This is a genomic window from Streptomyces griseobrunneus, assembly GCF_046713465.1.
GTDB classification, from domain to species: domain Bacteria; phylum Actinomycetota; class Actinomycetes; order Streptomycetales; family Streptomycetaceae; genus Streptomyces; species Streptomyces microflavus.
Map to the genome: position 1 here is coordinate 1727235 of NZ_CP177080.1, position 19954 is coordinate 1747188.

Sequence of the window (19954 nt, forward strand, 5' to 3'; positions counted from 1 at the left end):
AGGACATCGCCAGGGCCTCAACAGAGCAACCCGGCGGAGACGCAGGCGATCCGCAGTCCGAAGGCGGATGTATCTCAGCGCCCTGACCTCACCGACGGGGCCAGGACGGCTACATCGACCTGGCCACCCGGGCGGCCAGATGGCTCGCGGCGGCCAAGAAACCTCTCCTCGATGATGACGCGACGACCCGTACTGCGCCGTGGGTTCGACGCTCATCTGACGCACCATAAGAACGAGCGTCAGATGAGCGTCGAGCCCGTCGTGCGCCATTCCCAACGAAGGCTGCCGCAGACTGCTTGCCCCTGCACTCCTGGGTGAAACCGCAGGTCAGAGCAGTGTGCCTGGACGGCCGCGCGCTCCACGTCGTGTCCGGTGGGAAACATGTCGAGCGCATCCCGCCGTGCCTGAGAACCCCGGGAAAACTGCAGGTCAGAGCCCCTTTGCAGCAGGCTCCAGAATCGCCACGCACTCAACATGCGAAGTCATCGGGAACAGATCGAACGCCCGCAGCGTCCGCACCCTGTACCCGCCCTCCGCGAAGTACGCCAGGTCCCGCGCCAGTGCCGCCGGGTCGCAGGCCACGTAGGCGATCTTGCGGGCGCCCAGGCCCGACAGGTGCTTGACCACCTGCTTGCCCGCGCCCGCGCGCGGCGGGTCCAGGACGATCAGGTCGCATTCGGTGATGCCCGTGCGGGGCAGGACCTGGTCGACCTTGCCCTGTTCGATGCGGACGCGGTCCAGGTCCTTCAGGTTGTGGCGGGCGTCCTCGACCGCGCGCTTGCCGGACTCGATGCCTAGCACCGCGCCCTTCTCGCCGATGCGCTGGCCGATGGCTCCGGCGAAGAGACCGACGCCGCAGTAGAGGTCGAGGGCCGTGTCGTTCTTGCGGGGCAGCAGGCCCTGCATGACCGCGCGGACCAGGGTGTTGGCCGCCTGCGGGTGGACCTGCCAGAAGCCGCCGGAGCCGACGCGGTAGGTGCGGTCGTCGGCGCGTTCGCGGACGAAGGCGCGGCCGTGGACGCGGTGGACGCCGCCGTCGTGCTCCTCGACGCGGAGTACGGAGACCGGCTTGTCCAGCTCGATCAACGGGAGCCGGCCGCCGGGCTTCGGGGTGAGGATGACCTGGCGGTCGTGGGAGCCCGTGGCGGTGATGGCCTCCACCGCGGCGATCTGCGGCCATTCGCGCTTCTCGACGCCGAGTTCCGAGACTCCGGGTGCGGCGATCAGGCAGTGGTCGATCGGCTGGACGTCGTGCGAGCGGTGCTTGCGCAGGCCCGCCCGGCCGTCCGCGTCGACGGCGTACTGGACGCGGGTGCGCCAGGCGGGGACCTCGCCCGGCGGGAGCTTGTCGCCCTCGGCGGGCATGACCGTGCCGTCCCAGCCGGCCTCCTCGGGGGTCAGGCCCGCCAGGCGAAGGAGCTGCTCGGCGATCACCTCGCCCTTGAGGCGGCGCTGCGCGCCGGGCTTGGCGTGCTGCCAGTCGCAGCCGCCGCACATGCCGGGGCCGGCGTACGGGCACGGGGCCTCGACCCGGTCCTTGGACGGCTCCAGGATCCGTACCGCATCCGCCCGCAGGAAGCGGGAGTCCGTGTCGCCGTCGGTGACCTTGGCGATGATCTTCTCGCCGGGGAGCGTGTGGCGGACGAAGAGGACCTGGTTCTCGGCGGTACGGGCGATGCAGTGGCCGCCGTGTGCGACGGGACCGACCTCGACCTCGTACTCCTCCCCGACCAGCGACGACGTGGGTTCGTTCTGCATGAGGGGAGGCTCCAGGGAGGGGGGAAGGGACGGCGAGCCGGACGGGCGTACGCGTCCGGACAACAGCCCACCAGTCTACGTGGGTGCGGTCGGAGTGCTTACCACAAGCCGACTCCCCGTCGCATGTCCCGTCGCATGTCCCGTCGCACGGCCCGTGACGGCCCCGGCCCGCCGACCGGAGGACCCCCGCCTCATCCCTTCCGGTTCGGCTCCTTGTGCCGGCGTTCCACCGGGCCCCGGCGCACCGCCCCCGGAGGGTTCCAGTCCGCCCGCTTCCTCGCACGCTTCTTCGCGGCCTCGGAGGACTGGAGCTGGTAGGGGACGGAGGTGACCATGACGCCCGGGGTGAAGAGCAGGCGGCCCTTGAGGCGCAGGGCGCTCTGGTTGTGGAGCAGGTGCTCGTACCAGTGGCCGACCACGTACTCCGGGATGTAGACGCTGATCACGTCGCGCGGGCTCTGGCGGCGCAGCCCCTTGACGTACTCGATGACCGGGCGGGTCACCTCGCGGTAGGGCGAGTCGAGGATCTTGAGCGGTACGTCGATGTTGCGCCGTTCCCAGTCCTGGCGCAGGGCCTTCGTCTCGTCCGGGTCGACGCTGATGGAGAGCGCCTCCAGGTGGTCGGCGCGGATCAGCTTGGCGTAGGCGAGGGCGCGCAGGGTCGGCCGGTGGAGTTTGGAGACCAGGACGATCGCGTGGACGCGGGAGGGGCGGACGCTCTCGTCCGCGGGGGTCTCGTCGGCCGCGATCTCGGCCGCGACCCGGTCGTAGTGCTTCCGGATCGCGGTCATCGTGCCGTAGAAGATCACCATGCCGAGCAGGGCGACCCAGGCGCCGTGGGTGAACTTGGTGGCGAGGACGATCACCAGGACCACACCGCAGAAGAATGCGCCGAAGGCGTTGATGGCGCGGGATCGGACCATGTGGCGGCGCTTGGACTGATCCCCTTCGTCGGCCAGCAGGCGGTTCCAGTGCCGCACCATGCCGGTCTGGCTGAGGGTGAAGGAAACGAAGACGCCGACGATGTACAGCTGGATCAGGCGCGTGGAGTCGGCTCCGTAGATCCCGACCAGCAGGATGGCGGCGGCGGCGAGCAGCACGATGCCGTTGGAGAAGGCGAGCCGGTCGCCGCGGGTGTGGAGCTGGCGCGGCAGGTAACGGTCCTGGGCGAGGATCGAGCCGAGCAGCGGGAAGCCGTTGTACGCGGTGTTGGCGGCCAGGAAGAGGACCAGCGCGGTGGCTGCGGCAAGCATCATGAACAGGAACGAGCCCTGGCCGAAGACCGCCTCGGCCACCTGGGCGATCACCGGGTCCTGGGTGTAGCTCTCGCCGACCGGGACGCCGTCGCGGAGCAGGTCGACCGCCGGGTTCTCGGCCATCTTGACGTCGGTGGTCATGGCCAGGGCGATGATTCCGCAGAACATGGTGACGGCGAGCAGGCCCATCATGGCGAGCGTGGTCGCGGCGTTCTTGCTCTTCGGCTTGCGGAAGGCGGGCACCCCGTTGCTGATCGCCTCCACCCCGGTGAGGGCGGCGCAGCCGGAGGAGAAGGCGCGCAGGAGGAGGAAGAGCAGCGCGAAGCCCGCGAGTCCCTGGTGTTCGGGCTTGATCTCCAGCTCGGAGGTCGGGGCCTGCATCGCGTCGCCGAGGACCAGTCCCCGGAACGCGCCCCACAGCAGCATGAGGAAGACGCCGGCCACGAAGAGGTACGTCGGGGCCGCGAACAGCTTCCCGGACTCCTTGACCCCGCGCAGGTTCATCAAGGTGAGCAGGACGATCGCGCCGACGGCGCAGAGGGTCTTGTGCTCGATGACGAAGGGGATCGCGGAGCCCAGGTTCTCCACACCGGCGGAGATCGACACGGCCACGGTCAGGACGTAGTCGACCAGCAGGGCGCTGGCCACGGTCAGTCCGGCCTTGGGCCCGAGGTTGGTGGTGGCGACCTCGTAGTCGCCGCCACCGCTCGGGTACGCGCGGACGTTCTGCCGATAGGAGGCGACGACCGTGAACATGAGGACCACGACGGCCAGCGCGATCCACGGGCTGAAGTGGTACGCCGACACACCCGCGATGGACAGCACGAGGAGGACTTCTCCGGGTGCGTACGCCACCGAGGACAGCGGGTCGGATGCGAAGACGGGGAGGGCGATGCGCTTGGGGAGGAGCGTCTCCCCCAGCTTGTCGCTGCGCAGCGCCCGGCCGATCAGAATCCTTTTGGGCAGGTCGGTCAGTTTGGACACGCTGAGGATCGTAAGCGGAGCCAGGACCGCTCCCGGCCGTCTGATCGCCGTGGCCCCGCTCTCTCCTGCGGTAGGAGCAGAAACCGGCCGCAATCCTTAACGGAATCCTTGCGATGGGCGCAGCGCCTTTACTCCCCCTTTGCCCACGTGTCGAAGGGAACGCGGACGCGGATGAGGCAACGGCGGCAGGGCGGCATAAGCTCATATCCGGGCAACGCCGAAGGTGGTTGCCCCGTTGTTTGCCCGGCAAGCTGAGAGAGAAGTGTGAGCAGCGTGTTTTCGCAGGTCAGCCGGATGACCAGGACGGCGAGGTAGGCGCACAGTGCACATCGTCATCATGGGCTGCGGGCGCGTCGGAGCCGCACTCGCACAGACCCTGGAGCAGCAGGGGCACACGGTCGCGGTGATCGACCAGGACCCCACGGCGTTCCGCCGCCTCGGGTCCGGATTCGGCGGCCGCCGGGTCACCGGGGTCGGCTTCGACCAGGACACCCTCCGTGAGGCGGGGATCGAGGAGGCCGGCGCGTTCGCCGCAGTCAGCAGCGGCGACAACTCCAACATCATCGCCGCCCGGGTGGCCCGCGAGATGTTCTCCATCGAGAATGTCGCGGCCCGGATCTACGACCCCAAGCGGGCCGAGGTCTACCAGCGGCTCGGCATCCCGACCGTGGCGACGGTGCGCTGGACGGCGGACCAGATGCTGCGGCGGCTGCTGCCGTCGGGCGCAGAGCCGCTGTGGCGCGATCCGAGCGGGGGTGTGCAGCTCGCCGAGGTGCACACGACGCCGTCCTGGATCGGCCACCGGATCAGCACCCTCCAGGAGGAGACCGGCGTCCGCGTCGCCTTCCTCACCCGGTTGGGCGAGGCCATTCTGCCGACCTCGCAGACCGTCCTGCAGGAGGGCGACCTGGTCCACGTGATGATGCGTACGGACGAGATCGCCAAGGTCGAAGAGGCCTTCGCCGAGGGTCCCGAGGAGGGCGGTCACTGATGCGTGTGTCGATTGCCGGGGCGGGCGCGGTGGGCCGTTCCATCGCCGCCGAGCTGCTGGAGAACGGGCACGAGGTGCTGCTCATCGACAAGGCGCCCAGTGCCATCTCGGTGGAGCGGGTCCCGTCGGCCGAGTGGCTGCTCGCGGACGCCTGCGAGATCACGTCGCTGGACGAGGCGGCCCTGCAGCGGTGCAACGTGGTGATCGCGGCGACGGGCGACGACAAGGTGAACCTGGTCGTCTCGCTGCTCGCGAAGACCGAGTACGGCGTGCCGCGGGTGGTGGCGCGGGTCAACCACCCGAAGAACGAGTGGCTGTTCAACGAGTCCTGGGGCGTCGATGTCGCGGTCTCGACCCCGCGGCTGATGTCGGCCCTGGTGGAGGAGGCGGTGAGCGTCGGCGATCTGGTCCGGCTGCTGCGCTTCAGCCACGGCGACGCCAACCTGGTGGAGCTGACGCTGCCGCCGGAGTCGGCGCTGGCCGGCACCCGGGTCGGTGACGTGGCATGGCCCGAGGACACCTCGCTGGTGACCATCATCCGTGGGACGCGCGTGCTGACGCCGAGCGCCGAGGAGACCCTGGAGGCCGGTGACGAGTTGCTGTTCGTGGCCGCCCAGGCGCGCGAGGAGCAGCTGGAGGACCTGTTGTCGGTCCGCCGCGACCCGGACCTCTCGTCCGACAGCTGACGCGTAGCCGTAAGGCCGACGCGTGAGCATTATGAGCGCGTGAGGGTATAGGAGGGGCCCGTAACCGCACTGCGGCTACGGGCCCCTCCTTCATGCCTACGTCCTACGCCTCCGGGTTGCGGAGGGCCGCCGCGGCCTGCGCCTTGCGGTCCTTCTCGGCCTGCTCCTCGGCCTCCATCTCGGCGAAGACGTCGATGGGCGGCGGCGCCTTGGCCAGGAAGACCCAGGTGAGATAGACCGCGAGCAGGAACGGCGGGATCTTCAGCGCGATCAGCACCCAGCCGAACTGGGTGCTGTCGGCCCACCAGTAGAGCGGGAAGAGGATCGCGCACTTGGCGAGCAGGATGAGGCCCCAGGCGTAACTGGCCTTGGTGTACGCCTTCTTCCGGCCCGGGTTACGGGTCCGCCAGGAGAGGTTCTCCTTGAAGACCGGGCCGAGGATCAGACCGATCAGCGGCACCCCGGCGGCGGCCGTGCCCAGGTAGGCGATGGCCAGCCCCAGGGTGTAGAGCATGCCGGGCAGGTAGAAGTCCTTGGCGTTGCCCGTCATCATCGCGAAGACGACACCGAAGGCCACCCCGAAGACGCCGCTGAAGGCGTGCTTCACGGTGTCGCGGCGGATCAGCCGTACGGCGACCAGGGCCAGGGACACGGCCAGGGCCGCGATGGCCGAGATGTGCAGGTTCTTGTTGATGGTGAAGATCGTGACGAAGAGCAGCCCGGGGAGGACTGTCTCCACCATGCCGCGCACACCGCCGAACGCTTCGAAGAGGGCGGCTTCGGTGACCGCCTTCGACGCGGTGTCCTGCTGGGCGGCGTGCTTCCCGCCGGCGTGCTGCGGGCCCGTGAGGTGGGTCTGGTCCGTTTCGGACGTCGGCTTGTCGAGAGACGTCACCGGCTACTCCTTGCCGAGCGGTCGGAGTTCGTATGTGGGGTTGAACAGCACCCGGCGCCCGTGGCTCATGGCGACCCGGCCCGAGGCGATGATCCTGCGGCCGGGCTCTATGCCGACGATGGAGCGCCGGCCGAGCCAGACCACGTCCAGCGGCTCGGTGCCGTCGAAGAGCTCCGCCTCCAGGGCGGGCACTCCGGCCCGGGGACGGAGGGTGACGGTCCGCAACGTACCAGCCACCTTCACGATCTGGCGGTCGGAGCACTCGGAGATACGGGTGCATCCGGTGGCCTGGGCGTCCTCCCGCAGCTCCTGGGACTCCAGGTCCTCCTGGGAGCTGGAGAGCCGGTCGAGCATACGGCGGAAGCGCCCGGAAGGCCTCTCCGCCCTGCCGGCCTTCTCGTGTCGGGGAACAGCACTCATAACCGAAGGGTACCGGTCCTGCGGGGCGTGCACGGAGGCCTGGGTGGACCACTCGAAAGGGTGAGCCGGTGAGCGTCAGCCGCGCTCGAAGCGGTAGCCCATGCCCGGCTCGGTGACGAAGTGGCGGGGGTGCGAGGGGTCCGCCTCCAGCTTGCGGCGCAGCTGGGCCATGTAGACCCGCAGATAGTTCGTCTCGGTGCCGTAGGAGGGCCCCCAGACCTCCTGGAGGAGCTGTTTCTGGCTGACCAGGCGGCCACCGTTGCGGACGAGGACCTCCAGCAGGTGCCATTCCGTGGGGGTGAGCCGGACGTCGCGGCCCTCACGGTGCACCTTCTTCGCCGCCAGGTCGACGGTGAAGCCGGCCGTCTCCACGATCGCGATGTCCCCGGTGACGTCCTGCCCGACCGGTTCCGAGCGGCGTACGGAGGCGCGCAGCCGGGCCAGCAGCTCGTCCATGCCGAACGGCTTGGTGACGTAGTCGTCGGCGCCCGCGTCCAGGGCCTCCACCTTCTCGTCGGAGGTGTGGCGCGCGGAGAGGACGAGGATCGGGACCCTGGTCCAGCCGCGCAGGCCCCTGATCACCTCGACCCCGTCCATGTCGGGCAGCCCGAGGTCGAGCACCACGACGTCGGGGTGGAGGGCGGCGGCGAGCTGGAGGGCGGTCGCCCCGTCGGGCGCCGCGTCGACCTCGTAGTGGCGGGCCTTCAGGTTGATCACGAGGGCGCGTACGATCTGCGGCTCGTCGTCGACCACAAGCACCCGGGTCATCGCGGACCTGCCTTTCTGCAGTACGGGCTGTGCGGGATGTGAGCGGGGGTGTACGGGGCGGGGGTGTACGGGGGCGGTGCGGGGCGTACGCGGGGGTGGGGCCGGGCGTACGCCGGTGCGCGGCGGGTCCGTCATGAGGTGGCCCCCGCGGAGAGGGCGGCCCCGGCCTGGGCCCGGCCGGGTGCCGCGGTGAGCGTCAGGACCATGGTCAGCCCGCCGCCGGGGGTGTCCTCGGCGTCCAGGGTGCCGCCCATGGCCTCGGCGAAGCCCCGGGAGACCGCGAGGCCGAGGCCCACTCCGGCGCCGCGCGGGGCGTCACCGTACCGCTGGAAAGGCTCGAAGATCCGCTCCTTGGCCTCGTCGGGGACGCCGCGTCCGCGGTCGACGACCCGGAGCTCGACGCGTTCGCCGAGTGCGCTGGCGGCCACCACGATGCGCTCCCCACCGGGGCTGTACTTGACGGCGTTCTCGACCACATTGGCAACGACCCGCTCCAGCAGCCCCGGGTCGACGGCGACCATGGGCAGCGTCTCGGGGATGTCCAGGTCGACGCTGCCCTCGGGGACCCCGCCGAGCGCCATCGGCACGACCTCGTCGAGGTCGATCTCCCGGATCAGCGGGGTCACCGTGCCGGTCTGGAGACGGGACATGTCCAGCAGGTTGCCCACCAGGTGGTCGAGCCGGTCGGCGCCGTCCTCGATGCCTTCGAGGAGCTCGGCCTCGTCTTCCGGCGACCAGGCGACGTCGTCGGAGCGCAGCGAGCTGACGGCGGCCTTGATCCCGGCGAGCGGGGTGCGCAGGTCATGGCTGACGGCGGCGAGCAGCGCGGTCCTGATCCGGTTGCCCTCGGCGAGCCTGCGGGCCCGGTCGGCCTCCGAGACCAGGCGCTGGCGGTCCAGGACGACGGCCGCCTGGGTGGCGAAGGCGCCGAGCACCCGGCGGTCCTCGGCGGGCAGCACCCGGCCGGAGAGCGCGAGCGCCATGTTGTCGCCGACCGGCATGTCCACGTCCGCGTCGTCGGGCCGGGCGACCGGGGCGGGCCCGACGGATCCGGCGCAGGTCCACGGGTCGACGTCGCTGATCCGCTCCAGCAGGGCGACGGACTCCATCGCGAAGGTCTCGCGGACCCGCTCCAGCAGGGCGTCCAGGGCGGTCTCGCCGCGCAGCACGCTGCCCGCCAGGAAGGAGAGGATCTCCGACTCGGCGCGCAGCCGGGCGGCCTGGTGGGTGCGCCGGGCCGCCAGGTCCACCACCGAGGAGACCGCCACCGCCACCGCGAAGAAGATCACGATGGCGACGAAGTTCTCCGGGTCCTGGACGGTCAGGGTGTGGGTGGGCGGGGTGAACCAGTAGTTCAGGAGCATGACGCCGACGGCTGCCGAGGCCAGGGCCGGCCGCAGGCCGCCGAGCAGGGCGGCGGCGACGGTCAGGAAGAGGAAGAGCAGGACGTTGTTGGCGAGGCCCTGACCGTTGTCGAGGCTGAGCAGCAGCAGGGAGAGCAGGACCGGACCGACGACGCCGACGAGCCAGCCCCAGATGATCCGGGCCCGCCCGAGCCGGGCGCCGCGCGCGATGGGCAGTCCGCGGCCCTTGGCGACCTCTTCGTGGGTGACGATGTGGACGTCGAGGTCGGGGCCGGACTCCCGGGCGACGGTTGCGCCGACCCCGGGCCCGTAGATGTACTGCCAGGTCTTGCGGCGGCTGGAGCCGAGCACGATCTGGGTGGCGTTGACCCCCCGGGCGAACTCCAGGAGGGCCGCGGGTATGTCGTCGCCGATGACGTGGTGGAACGTTCCGCCGACGTCCTCGACCAGCGTGCGCTGGACGGCGAGCTCCTTGGGCGAGGCGGAGGTCAGCCCGTCGCTACGGGCGATGTAGACGGCGAGGATCTCGCTGCCGGAGCCCTTGGCGGCCATCCGGGAGGCGCGGCGGATGAGGGTGCGGCCCTCGGGGCCGCCGGTGAGGCCGACGACGATGCGTTCGCGGGCCTGCCAGGTGGTGCGGATGTCGTGCTCGCCCCGGTACTGCTGGAGGTACTCATCCACCCGGTCCGCGGTCCAGAGGAGGGCCAGCTCGCGCAGGGCGGTCAGGTTGCCGGGGCGGAAGTAGTTCGAGAGGGCGGCGTCCAGCTTGTCGGGCTGGTAGATGTTGCCGTGCGCCATCCGGCGGCGCAGCGCCTGGGGCGACATGTCGACCAGCTCGATCTGGTCGGCCCGGCGCACCACCTCGTCCGGGACGGTCTCCTGCTGGCGTACGCCGGTGATCGACTCCACGACGTCGCCCAGCGACTCCAGGTGCTGGATGTTGACCGTGGATATGACGTCGATCCCGGCCTTGAGCAGCTCCTCGACGTCCTGCCAGCGCTTGGCGTTGCGGGAGCCGGGCCCATTGGTGTGGGCCAGTTCGTCCACCAGGGCCACGGCGGGGGCGCGCTCCAGGACGGCGTCGACGTCCACCTCGGTGACGACGGCGGAGCGGTAGGTGATCTCGGTGCGCGGGACCTGTTCCAGGCCGTGCAGCATCACCTCGGTACGCGGCCGGTCGTGGTGCTCCACGAGGGCGACCACGCAGTCGGTACCGCGATCGACCCTGCGGTGGGCCTCGGAGAGCATCGCGTACGTCTTGCCGACGCCCGGTGCCGCGCCCAGGTAGATCCGGAGTGTGCCGCGTCCCATGGCCCCATTGTCTTCTTCCGTGCGGCCGTCTCTGCCGGCGGCCGGTGGCGCCAGGTGCGGCTGCCGCTCTTGACGCTACTCCGCGAATCCGTGGCCCCGGCACCTGGGAGCGCAGGTGAGGGGCGTATTGACGCAACCCTGATGCGGACCCGCCCGCTCCGGCCGGGTCCGCGTCGAGGGGCGCTCAGCCCGTGTTCACCAGCTCCTTCAGGGCGATGTTGAGCTTCAGGACATTGGCCCGGGGCTCTCCGACGAAGCCGAGGGTCCGGCCCTCTGTGTGATCCGCCACCAGCCCCGCCACCCGCTCGCCTCGGCCAGGAAGCCGTCGACCCCCGCCTCCTCGGCGACGGCCTTGGCGGTCAGCGGGTTGTCGCCGGTGATCATGACCGTACGGATGCCCATCCGGCGCAGTTCACCGAACCGTTCCCGCATCCCCTCCTTGACCACGTCCTTGAGGTGGACGACGCCCAGGACACGTGCCCCGTGGATGTCCTCCAGGGCCACCAGCAGCGGTGTGCCGCCCGCTTCGGCGATACGGTCCGCGAGCGCGTCCGCGTCCTGGGCGACGCTGCCGCCCCGGCCCTTCACCCAGGCGGTCACGGACCGGGCCGCTCCCTTGCGCACCCGGCGGCCGTCCAGGTCCACGCCGGACATCCGGGTCTGCGCGGTGAAGGGGACCCACTCGGCGCCCGCCGGTGCTCCCCCGGCGTCGGCGCCGGGCCCGTACAGCTCGTCGGCCAGGGCGACGACCGAACGGCCCTCGGGGGTCTCGTCGGCGAGCGAGGAGAGGCGTGCGGCCCCGGCGAGCTCCTCCTCCGTGACGCCCGCGACCGGTACGAACGCGGCGGCCTGCCGGTTGCCGACGGAGATGGTGCCGGTCTTGTCGAGCAGCAGCGTCGACACGTCGCCCGCCGTCTCGACCGCGCGCCCCGACATGGCCAGCCCATTGCGCTGGACCAGGCGGTCCGTGCCCGCGATGCCGATGGCGGAGAGCAAGGCGCCGATCGTGGTCGGGATCAGGCAGACCAGCAGCGCGGTCAGCACGATCATCGACTGCTCGGCCCCGGCGTACACGGCGAAGGGCTGGAGCGTGACGACGGCCAGAAGGAAGACGATCGTGAGGGAGGCCAGCAGGATGTTGAGGGCGATCTCATTGGGGGTCCGCTGCCGCGCCGCGCCCTCCACCAGGCCGATCATCCGGTCGATGAACGCCTCCCCCGGCTTCGTGGTGATCCTGATGACGACGCGGTCGGAGAGCGCCTTCGTACCGCCGGTGACGGCCGAGCGGTCGCCGCCGGACTCCCGGATGACCGGTGCCGACTCGCCGGTGATGGCGGACTCGTCGACGGAGGCGACGCCTTCCACCACATCGCCGTCCCCGGGGACGGTGTCCCCGGCCTCGCAGACCACGAGGTCCCCGACGCGCAGCTCCGTTCCGGCGACCCGTTCCTCGCCGCTGCCGAGGACCCGGCGGGCGACGGTGTCGGTCCTGGCCCGGCGCAGGGTGTCGGCCTGTGCCCGGCCCCGCCCCTCCGCCACCGCCTCGGCGAGGTTGGCGAAGAGGGTGGTGAGCCAGAGCCAGCGCCGCGACGAGCGCGAGCAGCTGGAGCAGACCGGCGAGAAGGGGGCTTATGTCGGGCTCAGAACCTCTCCGGGTGGAGGAGGGCGAGGACGAGGTAGCCCAGCAGGGCGACGGCCACGATCAGGCCGACGATGTTCTCGGCGGTCACAGCTTGGCCACCGCCCGTGCGACGAGAGCCACCAGCGCGAAGACCGCGATCGTGGTGGCGACGAAGGCCGTGTCGGCCATCGTGCGCTCCTAGGGGGGTTCCGTTTCTCGGACCCCCTGAGCGAACAGCCGGAAACGGCCCCCACCAGCCGCGTTGACAGACTACTTACGGGAGCGGCCCGGCTCTTGATGTCACCCGTACGTGCCCGATACGCGCCCCGTACGCGCCCCCCGGGGGAGGCGGGACGGGTGGACGCGAAAAGGGCGGTGGGCCGCACCCCTGGAAGGGTGCGGCCCACCGGCCGATGCTGTGCTGACGTACTGCTAGCGGACCTCGGTGATCTCGGGTCCGCGCTGGAGCTGGCCCATGCCGCCGGAGAACTTCGAGCCCTCCTGCTCCTCCTGCGTGACACCCTCGGGCACCATCTGGGCGTCGTTGGGCAGCTTCAGGACGATCGGGTCGCGCGGGGCCATCGGGCCCTCTCCGCGGACCACCACGGTGTCCCGGAAGACCGTCTCCAGCAGCCCGGCGGCCTCCGGCTGCACCGCGCCCTGGCCGGAGATGACACCGCGCAGGAACCAGCGGGGGCCGTCGACGCCGACGAAGCGCACCAGCTGGACACCGTTGGTGCCGTCCGGGAGCTGTACGGGGACCTGCGCACGCAGCTCCCAGCCCAGCGGGCCCTCGACCTCGTCGATGATGCCGCCCTGCTGGGTGATGCCGGAGGCGATCTCCTCGCGGACCTCGCCCCAGATACCCTGCCGCTTGGGGGCCGCGAAGGCCTGCAGCTGGACCGCGCTGTCGCGGAGCACGACGGTGGCAGCGACGATCGCGTCGCCTGCCACCTCCACCCTCAGCTCCATGCCCTCGACACCGGGCACGAAGATGCCGCCCAGGTCGACCCGGCCCTCGCCGGGCTGGGAGACCTCGGAGAGGTCCCAGGGTCCGTCGGGCCGGGGGGCCGGCGGAAGATTCGTCCGGCGGGCGCCTGCGGCGGCCCCGTCGGTACCCTCGTCGGCGACCTGCTCGGCCTCGCGCACCTCGTCCGCCGCGTCCTCGGCGGAACCACTCTTCTTGCGACGTCCGAACACGTCACTGTCCTTCCCGGTCGGATACGACCGAAGCGTAGCTGTTCCCACCGTGGGTGATCCCGCCCTCGGCGACGTCCACCGACGCGTGACCACCGGTGGACCCGAAGCCCCCTTCGGCCCGCGCCGAGCCGGGAAGTTCCGCCACCTCGTGGAAGCGCACCTTCTCGACCTGCTGGACAACCAATTGGGCAATCCGGTCGAACCGTTCGAATCGCACGCTCTCGCGCGGATCGAGGTTGACCACGATCACCTTGATCTCCCCACGGTACCCGGCATCCACCGTCCCTGGGGCATTCACGAGGGCCACTCCGCAGCGGGCCGCGAGGCCGGAGCGGGGGTGCACGAAGGCGGCGTATCCGTCGGGCAGGGCGATCGAGACCCCGGTGGGCAGCACCACGCGCTCGCCGGGGGCGAGTTCGGCGGCCTCGGTGGTCACCAGGTCGGCCCCGGCGTCCCCCGGGTGTCCGTACGCCGGAATCGGCACGTCCGGGTCGAGCAGGCGGATCAGTACGTCGACGGGGCTGCGCATCAGGGGTTCACCTCGAAGGCTCGGGCACGCTTGACCTGGTCCGGGTCGGCCATGGCCGCCTGGATCTCGGCGGGCCGCCCGTTCTCGATGAAGTGGTCCACCTTGACCTCGATGAACAGCGCGTCGGCCCGGACGGCGACGGGTCCCTCGGGGCCGCCGATCCGGCCGGTGGCCGTGGAGTAGATCTTCCGGCCGTGCACGGCGGTGATCCGGGCGTCGAGGTGCAGCACGGTGTCCACCGGGACGGGGCGCACGAAGTCGGTCTCCAGCCGTCCGGTCACCGCGATCGTGCGCAGCAGCCAGTTAAGCGAGCCGAGGGTCTCGTCCAGCGCCGTGGCGAGAACACCGCCGTGGGCGAGGCCGGGGGCGCCCTGGTGGGCGGGCTTGACGGTGAACTCGGCGGTCACACTCACGCCTTCGCCGGCCCGCGCCTGGAGGTGCAGGCCGTGCGGCTGTCCCTCACCGCAGCCGAAACAGTGCTCGTAGTGCGCGCCGAGGAGCTCCCCGGGGGCGGGGGCGTCAGGGTGCCGGACCGGCGCGACGGCGTCGGCCGGGGGTGTCAGAGCTGCTGATGTTCCACTCACAGGCGCAGACCTTACCCGCGCGGCGGTGTGCCGGTCGCGCCGTGCCAAGCTTGGTTCCATGCAGCCTTCCGCACCGCCCTTCGACGAACGTCTCACCGCACCGCGTTCCTGGTGGTTCATCGCCTTCGGGGTCGGTGTCGCCTGTGCGCTGATGCTTCTGCCGCTCGGCTCCCTGCCGCTGCTCGCCGGGCTGGTCGGCGGTACGGCCGCGGCGGCCGCCGCGGTGAGCAGTTACGGCTCCGCCCGGATCCGGGTGGTGGCCGGGGCGCTGGTGGCGGGCGACGCCCGTATCCCGCTCTCGGCGCTCGGGGAGCCCGAGGTGCTGAACGTGGAGGAGGCGCGCGCCTGGCGCACGCACAAGGCGGACGCGCGCGCGTTCATGCTGCTGCGCAGCTATGTGGGGACGGCGGTGCGGGTGGAGATCACGGATCCGGACGACCCGACTCCGTACGTCTTCCTCTCCACCCGGGACCCGCGGGGCCTGGCGGCGGCGCTGAGCGCCGTTCCGGCGGCCTGAGGTCCGGTTACGCGCGTCCGGGGGCTCAGCCGCCCTCGATCTCCTTGGGCAGCACGGCGGGCAGCACGGGCTGCTCCAGCGGGGGCAGCTCGACGAGCCGGTCCCAGGGGATCTGCTGCTTGCGCAGGTCGTTCCTGATCCGGTCGGCGAGCTTGCGGGTGTCGCGGCGGTTCATCGTGGCGCCGACCGCGGCGCCGATCATGAACGGGATCAGGTTGGGCAGGTTGCGCGCCATGCGCTTCATGATCTGCTGGCGCAGCTCGCGCTTCATCTGGCCGCCCAGGGCCGCGTTGAGCGTGGTGGGCCGGGTGACGTCGATGCCGCGCTCCTCCGTCCACGACGTCAGATACGCGGTGGAGCGCTGGCCGAGATTGCCCGGCGGGCGGCGGCCGTAGACCTCGTGGAGTTCGGCGACGAGCTTCATCTCGATCGCGGCGACGCCGGTGACCTCCGCCGCCAGCTCGGCGAGCATGGCGGGCGGTACGGGCAGCATGGCGGCCGCGCCGATGCCGGCGCCCACGGTCGCGCTGGCCCGGCTCGCGCCCGCCACCAGCTTGTCGGCGAGCTCCTCGGGCCCCAGCCCGGGGAAGTGCTTGCGCAGGGTGGCGAGATCGCGCACCGGGACGCGGGGAGCCGTTTCGATGATCCGGTCGGCCAGCTGGCCGGCCAGGGCACGGGCGCTCTCCCCGCCTCTGCGCACCCCCCGTTTCACTGCGTTCAGGCGGCCTGCCCCGGTCGTGGGCTCCGCCTGGTCCGTCTCTCCGCCCGGCTCCGGCAGGTCTGCCGCCCCCGCCACTTCGAGCGAGGCCGAACGGCCCCGCTCGTCGTCGGACGTACCGGAATCACCGGGACGGGAGACACCGGAGGTCTCCGGCAGGGCGGCGGACCGCTCGGCAGCCGGGCTGACGCCTGGTGCCGGGCCTGTGCCGCCCTGTTCCGCCTCCGGTCCGCGCCGGCGCCAGGGGCGCCGCTTCCGGAACGGTGTGTCGCCTGCCACGGCCGACCCGACCTCAGTCGCAGTCGCGGCAGATGGGCTGACCGTTCTTCTCGCGGGCCAGCTGGCTGCGGTGGTGCACCAGGAAGCAGCTCATGCAGGTGAACTCATCGGCCTGCTTGGGCAGCACCCGGACGGCCAGCTCCTCGTTGGAGAGGTCCGCGCCGGGCAGCTCGAGTCCTTCGGCCGCGTCGAACTCGTCGACGTCGACGGCGGATGCCGTCTTGTCGCTCCGACGAGCCTTGAGCTCTTCGAGGCTGTCCTGGTCCACGTCGTCGTCGGTCTTGCGTGGGGTGTCGTAATCCGTTGCCATGTCGCTCTCCCCCTCTTGGGTTTCTGCGGGTGTCTCAGCGCACGTAACGCGTGAGAGGCCGGACTTGTGCCCGACCTGAGGCGGAGATTTTGCCTCACATCAAGGTCTGTTACTCAATCGACACCCAACCGGCCGCCTCGGCGAGGCTCGGCTTGGGTGGCGATGGGGACCGTACACGGTCCCGACTGCGCAGTTCACAGGCGCCACCCCGTGTACTTCCCGTGATAACACCCTCCGAAAACCCGGACGATTACCGGCTTTCCGAACGAGATGTGATCACGGAGAGTAGATGGCCCCAAAACGGCCTCTGTGATCGATCACACACGACTCACTCGGGAACGGGTCCTGAAAATTCCGCCCAAAGCGAACATGGAGATTCGGTGCAGAGTCACACCGTGCAGCCTCTCAGACCGGCAGGGTGACGCGCATCACGAGACCGCCGCCTTCGCGGGGCTCCGCGATGATACGGCCTCCGTGGGCCCGCGCGACGGACCGTGCGATCGACAGGCCGAGCCCGACCCCCTTGTCGCTGCCCGTGCGCTCCGTACGCAGCCGCCGGAAGGGCTCGAAGAGGTTGTCGATCTCGTACGCCGGGACCACAGGACCTGTGTTCGAGACGACCAGCAGGGCCTGGCCGGTCTGCAGGGAGGTGGTGACCTCCACCCAGCCCTCCTCGGCCACGTTGTAGCGCACGGCGTTCTGTACGAGGTTCAGCGCGATCCGCTCCAGCAGGACCCCGTTGCCCTGGACGACGACAGCGGACCTCTCACCGCGGATCTCGACGCTCTTCGCCACCGCCTCCGACCGGGCCTGGTCGATGGCGCGGTCGGCGACCTCGGCGAGGTCGACCGGTTTGCGCTCGATGATCTGGTTGTCGCTGCGGGCCAGCAGCAGCAGCCCCTCGACCAGCTGCTCACTGCGCTCGTTGGTGGCCAGCAGGGTCTTCCCGAGCTGCTGGAGCTCGGGCGGTGCCTCCGGGTCGGAGAGGTGGACCTCCAGCAGCGTGCGGTTGATAGCCAGCGGGGTGCGCAGCTCGTGCGAGGCGTTGCCGACGAACCGCTGCTGCGCGGTGAACGCCCGCTCCAGCCGGTCCAGCATGTCGTCGAAGGTGTCCGCGAGCTCCTTGAGCTCGTCGTCCGGGCCGTCCAGCTCGATCCGCCGGGTGAGGTCCGTGCCCGCCACCCTGCGCGCGGTCCGGGTGATCCGGCCGAGCGGGGACAGGACGCGTCCGGCCATGGCGTAGCCGAAGGCGAAGGCGATGATGCTGAGGCCGACCAGGGCGAGGAGCGAGCGGTTGAGCAGGGTGTCCAGGGCCTGCTGGCGCTGTTCTCCGTTGCATGCCTTGAGCGCGGCGTTCGCCTCGTCCGCCGAGAGGCCCGGGGTGAGGGCGGGACAGGCGTTGCTGGTGAGCTGGATCTTGCTGTCGGGCAGCAGTTTGAACGGCAGCTCGTTGCCCACGTGCAGCCCCTGCGCGGCCAGCATGTAGATGATCGAGAGCAGCATGATGCCCGCGATCAGGAACATCCCGCCGTAGAGCAGCGTGAGCCGTATCCGGATGGTCGGACGCAGCCACGGGTACAGCGGCTCCTGCTGCTTGGGCTCCCAGGTGGGCTTCGGCGGCGCCACAGGGGGGTCGGGGATGGTGGTCATGATCCTCAGATCCGGTATCCGGAGCCCGGCACGGTGACGATGACGGGCGGCTCGCCGAGCTTGCGGCGGAGCGTCATGACTGTGACGCGCACCACGTTTGTGAAGGGATCGGTGTTCTCGTCCCAGGCCTTCTCCAGGAGCTGCTCCGCGGAGACGACGGCACCCTCGCTCCGCATCAGGACCTCCAGCACCGCGAACTCCTTGGGGGCGAGCTGGATCTCCACCTCGTCCCGGAAGACCTCGCGCCGGTTCGGGTCGAGCTTGATGCCGGCCCGCTCCAGGACGGGGGGCAGCGCGACCGTCGTACGGCGGCCCAGTGCGCGGACCCGGGCGGTCAGCTCGCTGAAGGCGAAGGGCTTGGGCAGGTAGTCGTCGGCGCCCAGCTCCAGGCCCTCGACCCGGTCGCTGACGTCACCGGAGGCGGTGAGCATGAGCACCCGGGTGGGCATACCGAGCTCCACGATCTTGCGGCAGACGTCGTCGCCGTGCACCACCGGGAGGTCCCGGTCCAGGACGACGACGTCGTAGTCGTTGACCCCGATGCGCTCCAGAGCCGCGGCACCGTCGTAGACGACGTCGACGGCCATGGCCTCGCGGCGCAGTCCGGTGGCCACCGCATCGGCGAGCAGCTGCTCGTCCTCGACGACGAGTACGCGCACAGCGCAGTCCTTCCCTAGGTCCTTCTACGGGTTCACACAGCGAACGGCCCCCAGGGGAGGCCGACTGTGTACATCCATCCTGCCCGCAACGCGTATAAACCGGCGGTAAGACGGCGCTCGGGCCGACCGGGCCCGGGGAATGGGGCGGAATTACCGGTCAGTTGAGGTTTCTCTGAGACTGCGTGTGGGGATGAGGGGTTCACACCCGCGATCACGTCCGGCCCGTGGCATGCCACGGCCCCACTCCGTTCCCCGGAGTAGCGGCGAGATCACCCGCCCCTCCGGCTCCCCTGCCGGAGGAATCCCGGGCACACCCCCGTGCCACCGACCCACGATGAGGGGGCGCATCATGGACGCTTTCACCGCAGGTCTGCTGCAACGCATCAAGAGCACCGAGTCCGGCCTCACGCGGGCTCGCGAGGACGGCGACGACTTCCTGGCGGATGTCGAGCAGGGCGAGCTGGACGACCTGCACCGCCTCGCGGCCGAGCACGGCGTGGAAGTCGGCGCCACAAGCGTCTGAGCCGTACAGCAGAGGGCCCCGGATGCCGACACGGCACCCGGGGCCCTCTGCTGTGCCGTGCGGCCCTCACAGCTCTCACCAGGGCGTTCGGGCCGGGCAGGGGTGTCAGTCGTGCCAGGCGCCCAGCTCGTCGAGGGCGGCCTGCAGCGGCTCGAAGACCCCGGGGGTGGCGGCCACCGTCAGATCGCCGTCGGCCGGCAGCCCGGGGCGGCCGCCGGTCAGCGCGCCCGCCTCCCGGGCGATCAGGTCGCCCGCGGCCAGGTCCCAGGGGTGCAGCCCGCGCTCGTAGTAGCCGTCCAGCCTCCCCGCCGCCACATCGCAGAGGTCGACGGCGGCCGAGCCGCTGCGCCGGATGTCCCGGAGCCGCGGAATCAGCTGCTGGGCGACGTCCGCCTGGTGGCTGCGGACCTTGCCGACGTAGTTGAAGCCGGTCGAGACGAGGGCATGGTCCAGCGGCGGGGCGGGGCGGCAGCGCAGGGCGTTGCCGTTCGCGTACGCACCGCCGCCCCGGACCGCCTGGTACGTCTCCCGGCGCATCGGGGCCTCGACGACGCCCACGATCCGCTCGCCGTCGCGCTCGGCGGCGATGGAGACCGCCCAGGTGGGCAGGCCGTACAGGTAGTTCACGGTGCCGTCCAGCGGGTCGATGACCCAGCGGATGCCGGTGCTGCCCGGGGAGCTGGCCCCCTCCTCGCCGAGGAAGCCGTCGTCGGGGCGGAAGTCGGAGAGGTAGCCGGTGATCAGCTTCTCGGCGGCGATGTCCATCTCGGTGACCACGTCGATGGGGCTGGACTTGGTGGCGGCCACCCCCAGGTCGGCGGGGCGGCCGTCGCGCAGCAGGGCTCCGGCGCGGCGCGCGGCCTCCAGGGCGAGGTCGAGCAGTTCGGTCAGGGCGGGGTCGGTCACGGTGCTCCCAGAGGTGGTCGGTGCG

General features: G+C 70.9%; 19 protein-coding genes and 2 pseudogenes. 4 read left to right on the plus strand and 17 right to left on the minus strand.

The window, feature by feature from the left end:
• Positions 1–429 precede the first annotated feature (429 nt).
• The gene (locus ACK8N7_RS07535; protein WP_403215647.1) at positions 430–1758 is read right to left on the minus strand and encodes a class I SAM-dependent RNA methyltransferase; all 1329 of its coding nucleotides are present in this window, start codon (positions 1756–1758) and stop codon (positions 430–432) included.
• A 191-nt stretch (positions 1759–1949) separates the two neighbouring features.
• Positions 1950–3998, minus strand: coding sequence for an APC family permease (locus ACK8N7_RS07540; RefSeq protein ID WP_403215649.1), 2049 nt, complete (start codon positions 3996–3998; stop codon positions 1950–1952).
• A gap of 322 nt (positions 3999–4320) precedes the next feature.
• On the opposite strand from ACK8N7_RS07540, the gene ACK8N7_RS07545 reads away from it, so the two are divergent.
• Both ACK8N7_RS07545 and ACK8N7_RS07550 read left to right on the plus strand, forming a co-directional pair.
• Complete coding sequence (locus ACK8N7_RS07545) at positions 4321–4989, plus strand: potassium channel family protein (protein ID WP_015611968.1); 669 nt, start codon at positions 4321–4323, stop codon at positions 4987–4989.
• Positions 4989–5675 (plus strand): potassium channel family protein, encoded by a 687-nt coding sequence (locus ACK8N7_RS07550; RefSeq protein WP_403215651.1) that lies wholly within the window; start codon positions 4989–4991, stop codon positions 5673–5675. Before ACK8N7_RS07545 ends, ACK8N7_RS07550 begins: the two co-directional genes overlap by 1 nt.
• A 103-nt stretch (positions 5676–5778) precedes the next feature.
• Here the strand turns inward: ACK8N7_RS07550 and ACK8N7_RS07555 are convergent, their stop codons facing one another.
• The 10 genes and pseudogenes from ACK8N7_RS07555 to ACK8N7_RS07600 form a co-directional block, all read right to left on the minus strand.
• A complete protein-coding gene (locus tag ACK8N7_RS07555; RefSeq protein ID WP_403215653.1) occupies positions 5779–6570 on the minus strand; it encodes a DUF3159 domain-containing protein in 792 nt (263 codons plus the stop codon).
• A gap of 3 nt (positions 6571–6573) precedes the next feature.
• On the minus strand, positions 6574–6990 hold the full coding sequence (locus ACK8N7_RS07560) for an OB-fold nucleic acid binding domain-containing protein (RefSeq protein WP_176725505.1): 417 nt from the start codon (positions 6988–6990) through the stop codon (positions 6574–6576).
• Positions 6991–7065: 75 nt separating this feature from the next.
• Positions 7066–7758, minus strand: a complete 693-nt coding sequence (locus ACK8N7_RS07565; RefSeq protein ID WP_403215655.1) for a response regulator — start codon at positions 7756–7758, stop codon at positions 7066–7068.
• A gap of 131 nt (positions 7759–7889) precedes the next feature.
• Positions 7890–10433, minus strand: a complete 2544-nt coding sequence (locus tag ACK8N7_RS07570; RefSeq protein ID WP_500441620.1) for a DUF4118 domain-containing protein — start codon at positions 10431–10433, stop codon at positions 7890–7892.
• Positions 10434–10617: 184 nt separating this feature from the next.
• Positions 10618–10737 (minus strand): annotated as a pseudogene (locus ACK8N7_RS07575) (potassium-transporting ATPase subunit C); the annotation flags it as partial.
• Positions 10737–12014 (minus strand): annotated as a pseudogene (kdpB, locus tag ACK8N7_RS07580) (potassium-transporting ATPase subunit KdpB); the annotation flags it as partial. The pseudogenes kdpB and ACK8N7_RS07575, both read right to left, overlap by 1 nt.
• Positions 12015–12073: 59 nt before the next feature.
• Entirely contained in the window at positions 12074–12163 is a 90-nt protein-coding gene (gene kdpF / locus ACK8N7_RS07585; protein WP_018516254.1) for a K(+)-transporting ATPase subunit F, read from the minus strand.
• 323 nt (positions 12164–12486) lie between these two features.
• The gene (locus ACK8N7_RS07590; RefSeq protein WP_403215659.1) at positions 12487–13254 is read right to left on the minus strand and encodes a DUF3710 domain-containing protein; all 768 of its coding nucleotides are present in this window, start codon (positions 13252–13254) and stop codon (positions 12487–12489) included.
• Between the two features lies 1 nt (position 13255).
• On the minus strand, positions 13256–13783 hold the full coding sequence (dut, locus tag ACK8N7_RS07595; RefSeq protein WP_018488271.1) for a dUTP diphosphatase: 528 nt from the start codon (positions 13781–13783) through the stop codon (positions 13256–13258).
• Positions 13783–14367: a PaaI family thioesterase gene (locus ACK8N7_RS07600; RefSeq protein ID WP_015611957.1), complete on the minus strand. Its 585-nt coding sequence runs from the start codon at positions 14365–14367 to the stop codon at positions 13783–13785. Before ACK8N7_RS07600 ends, dut begins: the two co-directional genes overlap by 1 nt.
• Positions 14368–14425: 58 nt before the next feature.
• Here ACK8N7_RS07600 and ACK8N7_RS07605 point away from each other — a divergent pair, with 58 nt between their 5' ends.
• Entirely contained in the window at positions 14426–14884 is a 459-nt protein-coding gene (locus ACK8N7_RS07605; RefSeq protein WP_500441623.1) for a DUF3093 domain-containing protein, read from the plus strand.
• Between the two features lie 25 nt (positions 14885–14909).
• Here ACK8N7_RS07605 and ACK8N7_RS07610 read toward each other — a convergent pair whose 3' ends face one another.
• From ACK8N7_RS07610 to ACK8N7_RS07625, 4 genes are all read right to left on the minus strand, one after another.
• A complete protein-coding gene (locus ACK8N7_RS07610; RefSeq protein ID WP_403215662.1) occupies positions 14910–15881 on the minus strand; it encodes a hypothetical protein in 972 nt (323 codons plus the stop codon).
• Positions 15882–15894: 13 nt separating this feature from the next.
• Entirely contained in the window at positions 15895–16191 is a 297-nt protein-coding gene (locus ACK8N7_RS07615; protein ID WP_003965732.1) for a DUF4193 domain-containing protein, read from the minus strand.
• A 405-nt stretch (positions 16192–16596) separates the two neighbouring features.
• Positions 16597–17841: a sensor histidine kinase gene (locus ACK8N7_RS07620; protein ID WP_500441624.1), complete on the minus strand. Its 1245-nt coding sequence runs from the start codon at positions 17839–17841 to the stop codon at positions 16597–16599.
• Between the two features lie 5 nt (positions 17842–17846).
• Positions 17847–18500: a response regulator transcription factor gene (locus ACK8N7_RS07625; protein ID WP_006128158.1), complete on the minus strand. Its 654-nt coding sequence runs from the start codon at positions 18498–18500 to the stop codon at positions 17847–17849.
• A 349-nt stretch (positions 18501–18849) separates the two neighbouring features.
• On the opposite strand from ACK8N7_RS07625, the gene ACK8N7_RS07630 reads away from it, so the two are divergent.
• Positions 18850–19023: a hypothetical protein gene (locus ACK8N7_RS07630; protein ID WP_403215666.1), complete on the plus strand. Its 174-nt coding sequence runs from the start codon at positions 18850–18852 to the stop codon at positions 19021–19023.
• 105 nt (positions 19024–19128) lie between these two features.
• Here ACK8N7_RS07630 and ACK8N7_RS07635 read toward each other — a convergent pair whose 3' ends face one another.
• Positions 19129–19929, minus strand: coding sequence for an inositol monophosphatase family protein (locus tag ACK8N7_RS07635; RefSeq protein ID WP_403215668.1), 801 nt, complete (start codon positions 19927–19929; stop codon positions 19129–19131).
• Positions 19930–19954 lie beyond the last annotated feature (25 nt).

Excerpts from the sequence above, each read along its gene's own strand:
- ACK8N7_RS07550 (WP_403215651.1), top strand. The coding sequence starts at position 4,989 with ATGCGTGTGTCGATTGCCGGGGCGGGCGCGGTGGGCCGTTCCATCGCC.
- ACK8N7_RS07615 (WP_003965732.1), bottom strand. The coding sequence starts at position 16,191 with ATGGCAACGGATTACGACACCCCACGCAAGACCGACGACGACGTGGAC.
- ACK8N7_RS07560 (WP_176725505.1), bottom strand. The coding sequence starts at position 6,990 with ATGAGTGCTGTTCCCCGACACGAGAAGGCCGGCAGGGCGGAGAGGCCT.
- ACK8N7_RS07535 (WP_403215647.1), bottom strand. The coding sequence starts at position 1,758 with ATGCAGAACGAACCCACGTCGTCGCTGGTCGGGGAGGAGTACGAGGTC.
- ACK8N7_RS07565 (WP_403215655.1), bottom strand. The coding sequence starts at position 7,758 with ATGACCCGGGTGCTTGTGGTCGACGACGAGCCGCAGATCGTACGCGCC.
- ACK8N7_RS07605 (WP_500441623.1), top strand. The coding sequence starts at position 14,426 with ATGCAGCCTTCCGCACCGCCCTTCGACGAACGTCTCACCGCACCGCGT.
- ACK8N7_RS07620 (WP_500441624.1), bottom strand. The coding sequence starts at position 17,841 with ATGACCACCATCCCCGACCCCCCTGTGGCGCCGCCGAAGCCCACCTGG.
- ACK8N7_RS07630 (WP_403215666.1), top strand. The coding sequence starts at position 18,850 with ATGGACGCTTTCACCGCAGGTCTGCTGCAACGCATCAAGAGCACCGAG.
- dut (WP_018488271.1), bottom strand. The coding sequence starts at position 13,783 with ATGCGCAGCCCCGTCGACGTACTGATCCGCCTGCTCGACCCGGACGTG.
- ACK8N7_RS07570 (WP_500441620.1), bottom strand. The coding sequence starts at position 10,433 with ATGGGACGCGGCACACTCCGGATCTACCTGGGCGCGGCACCGGGCGTC.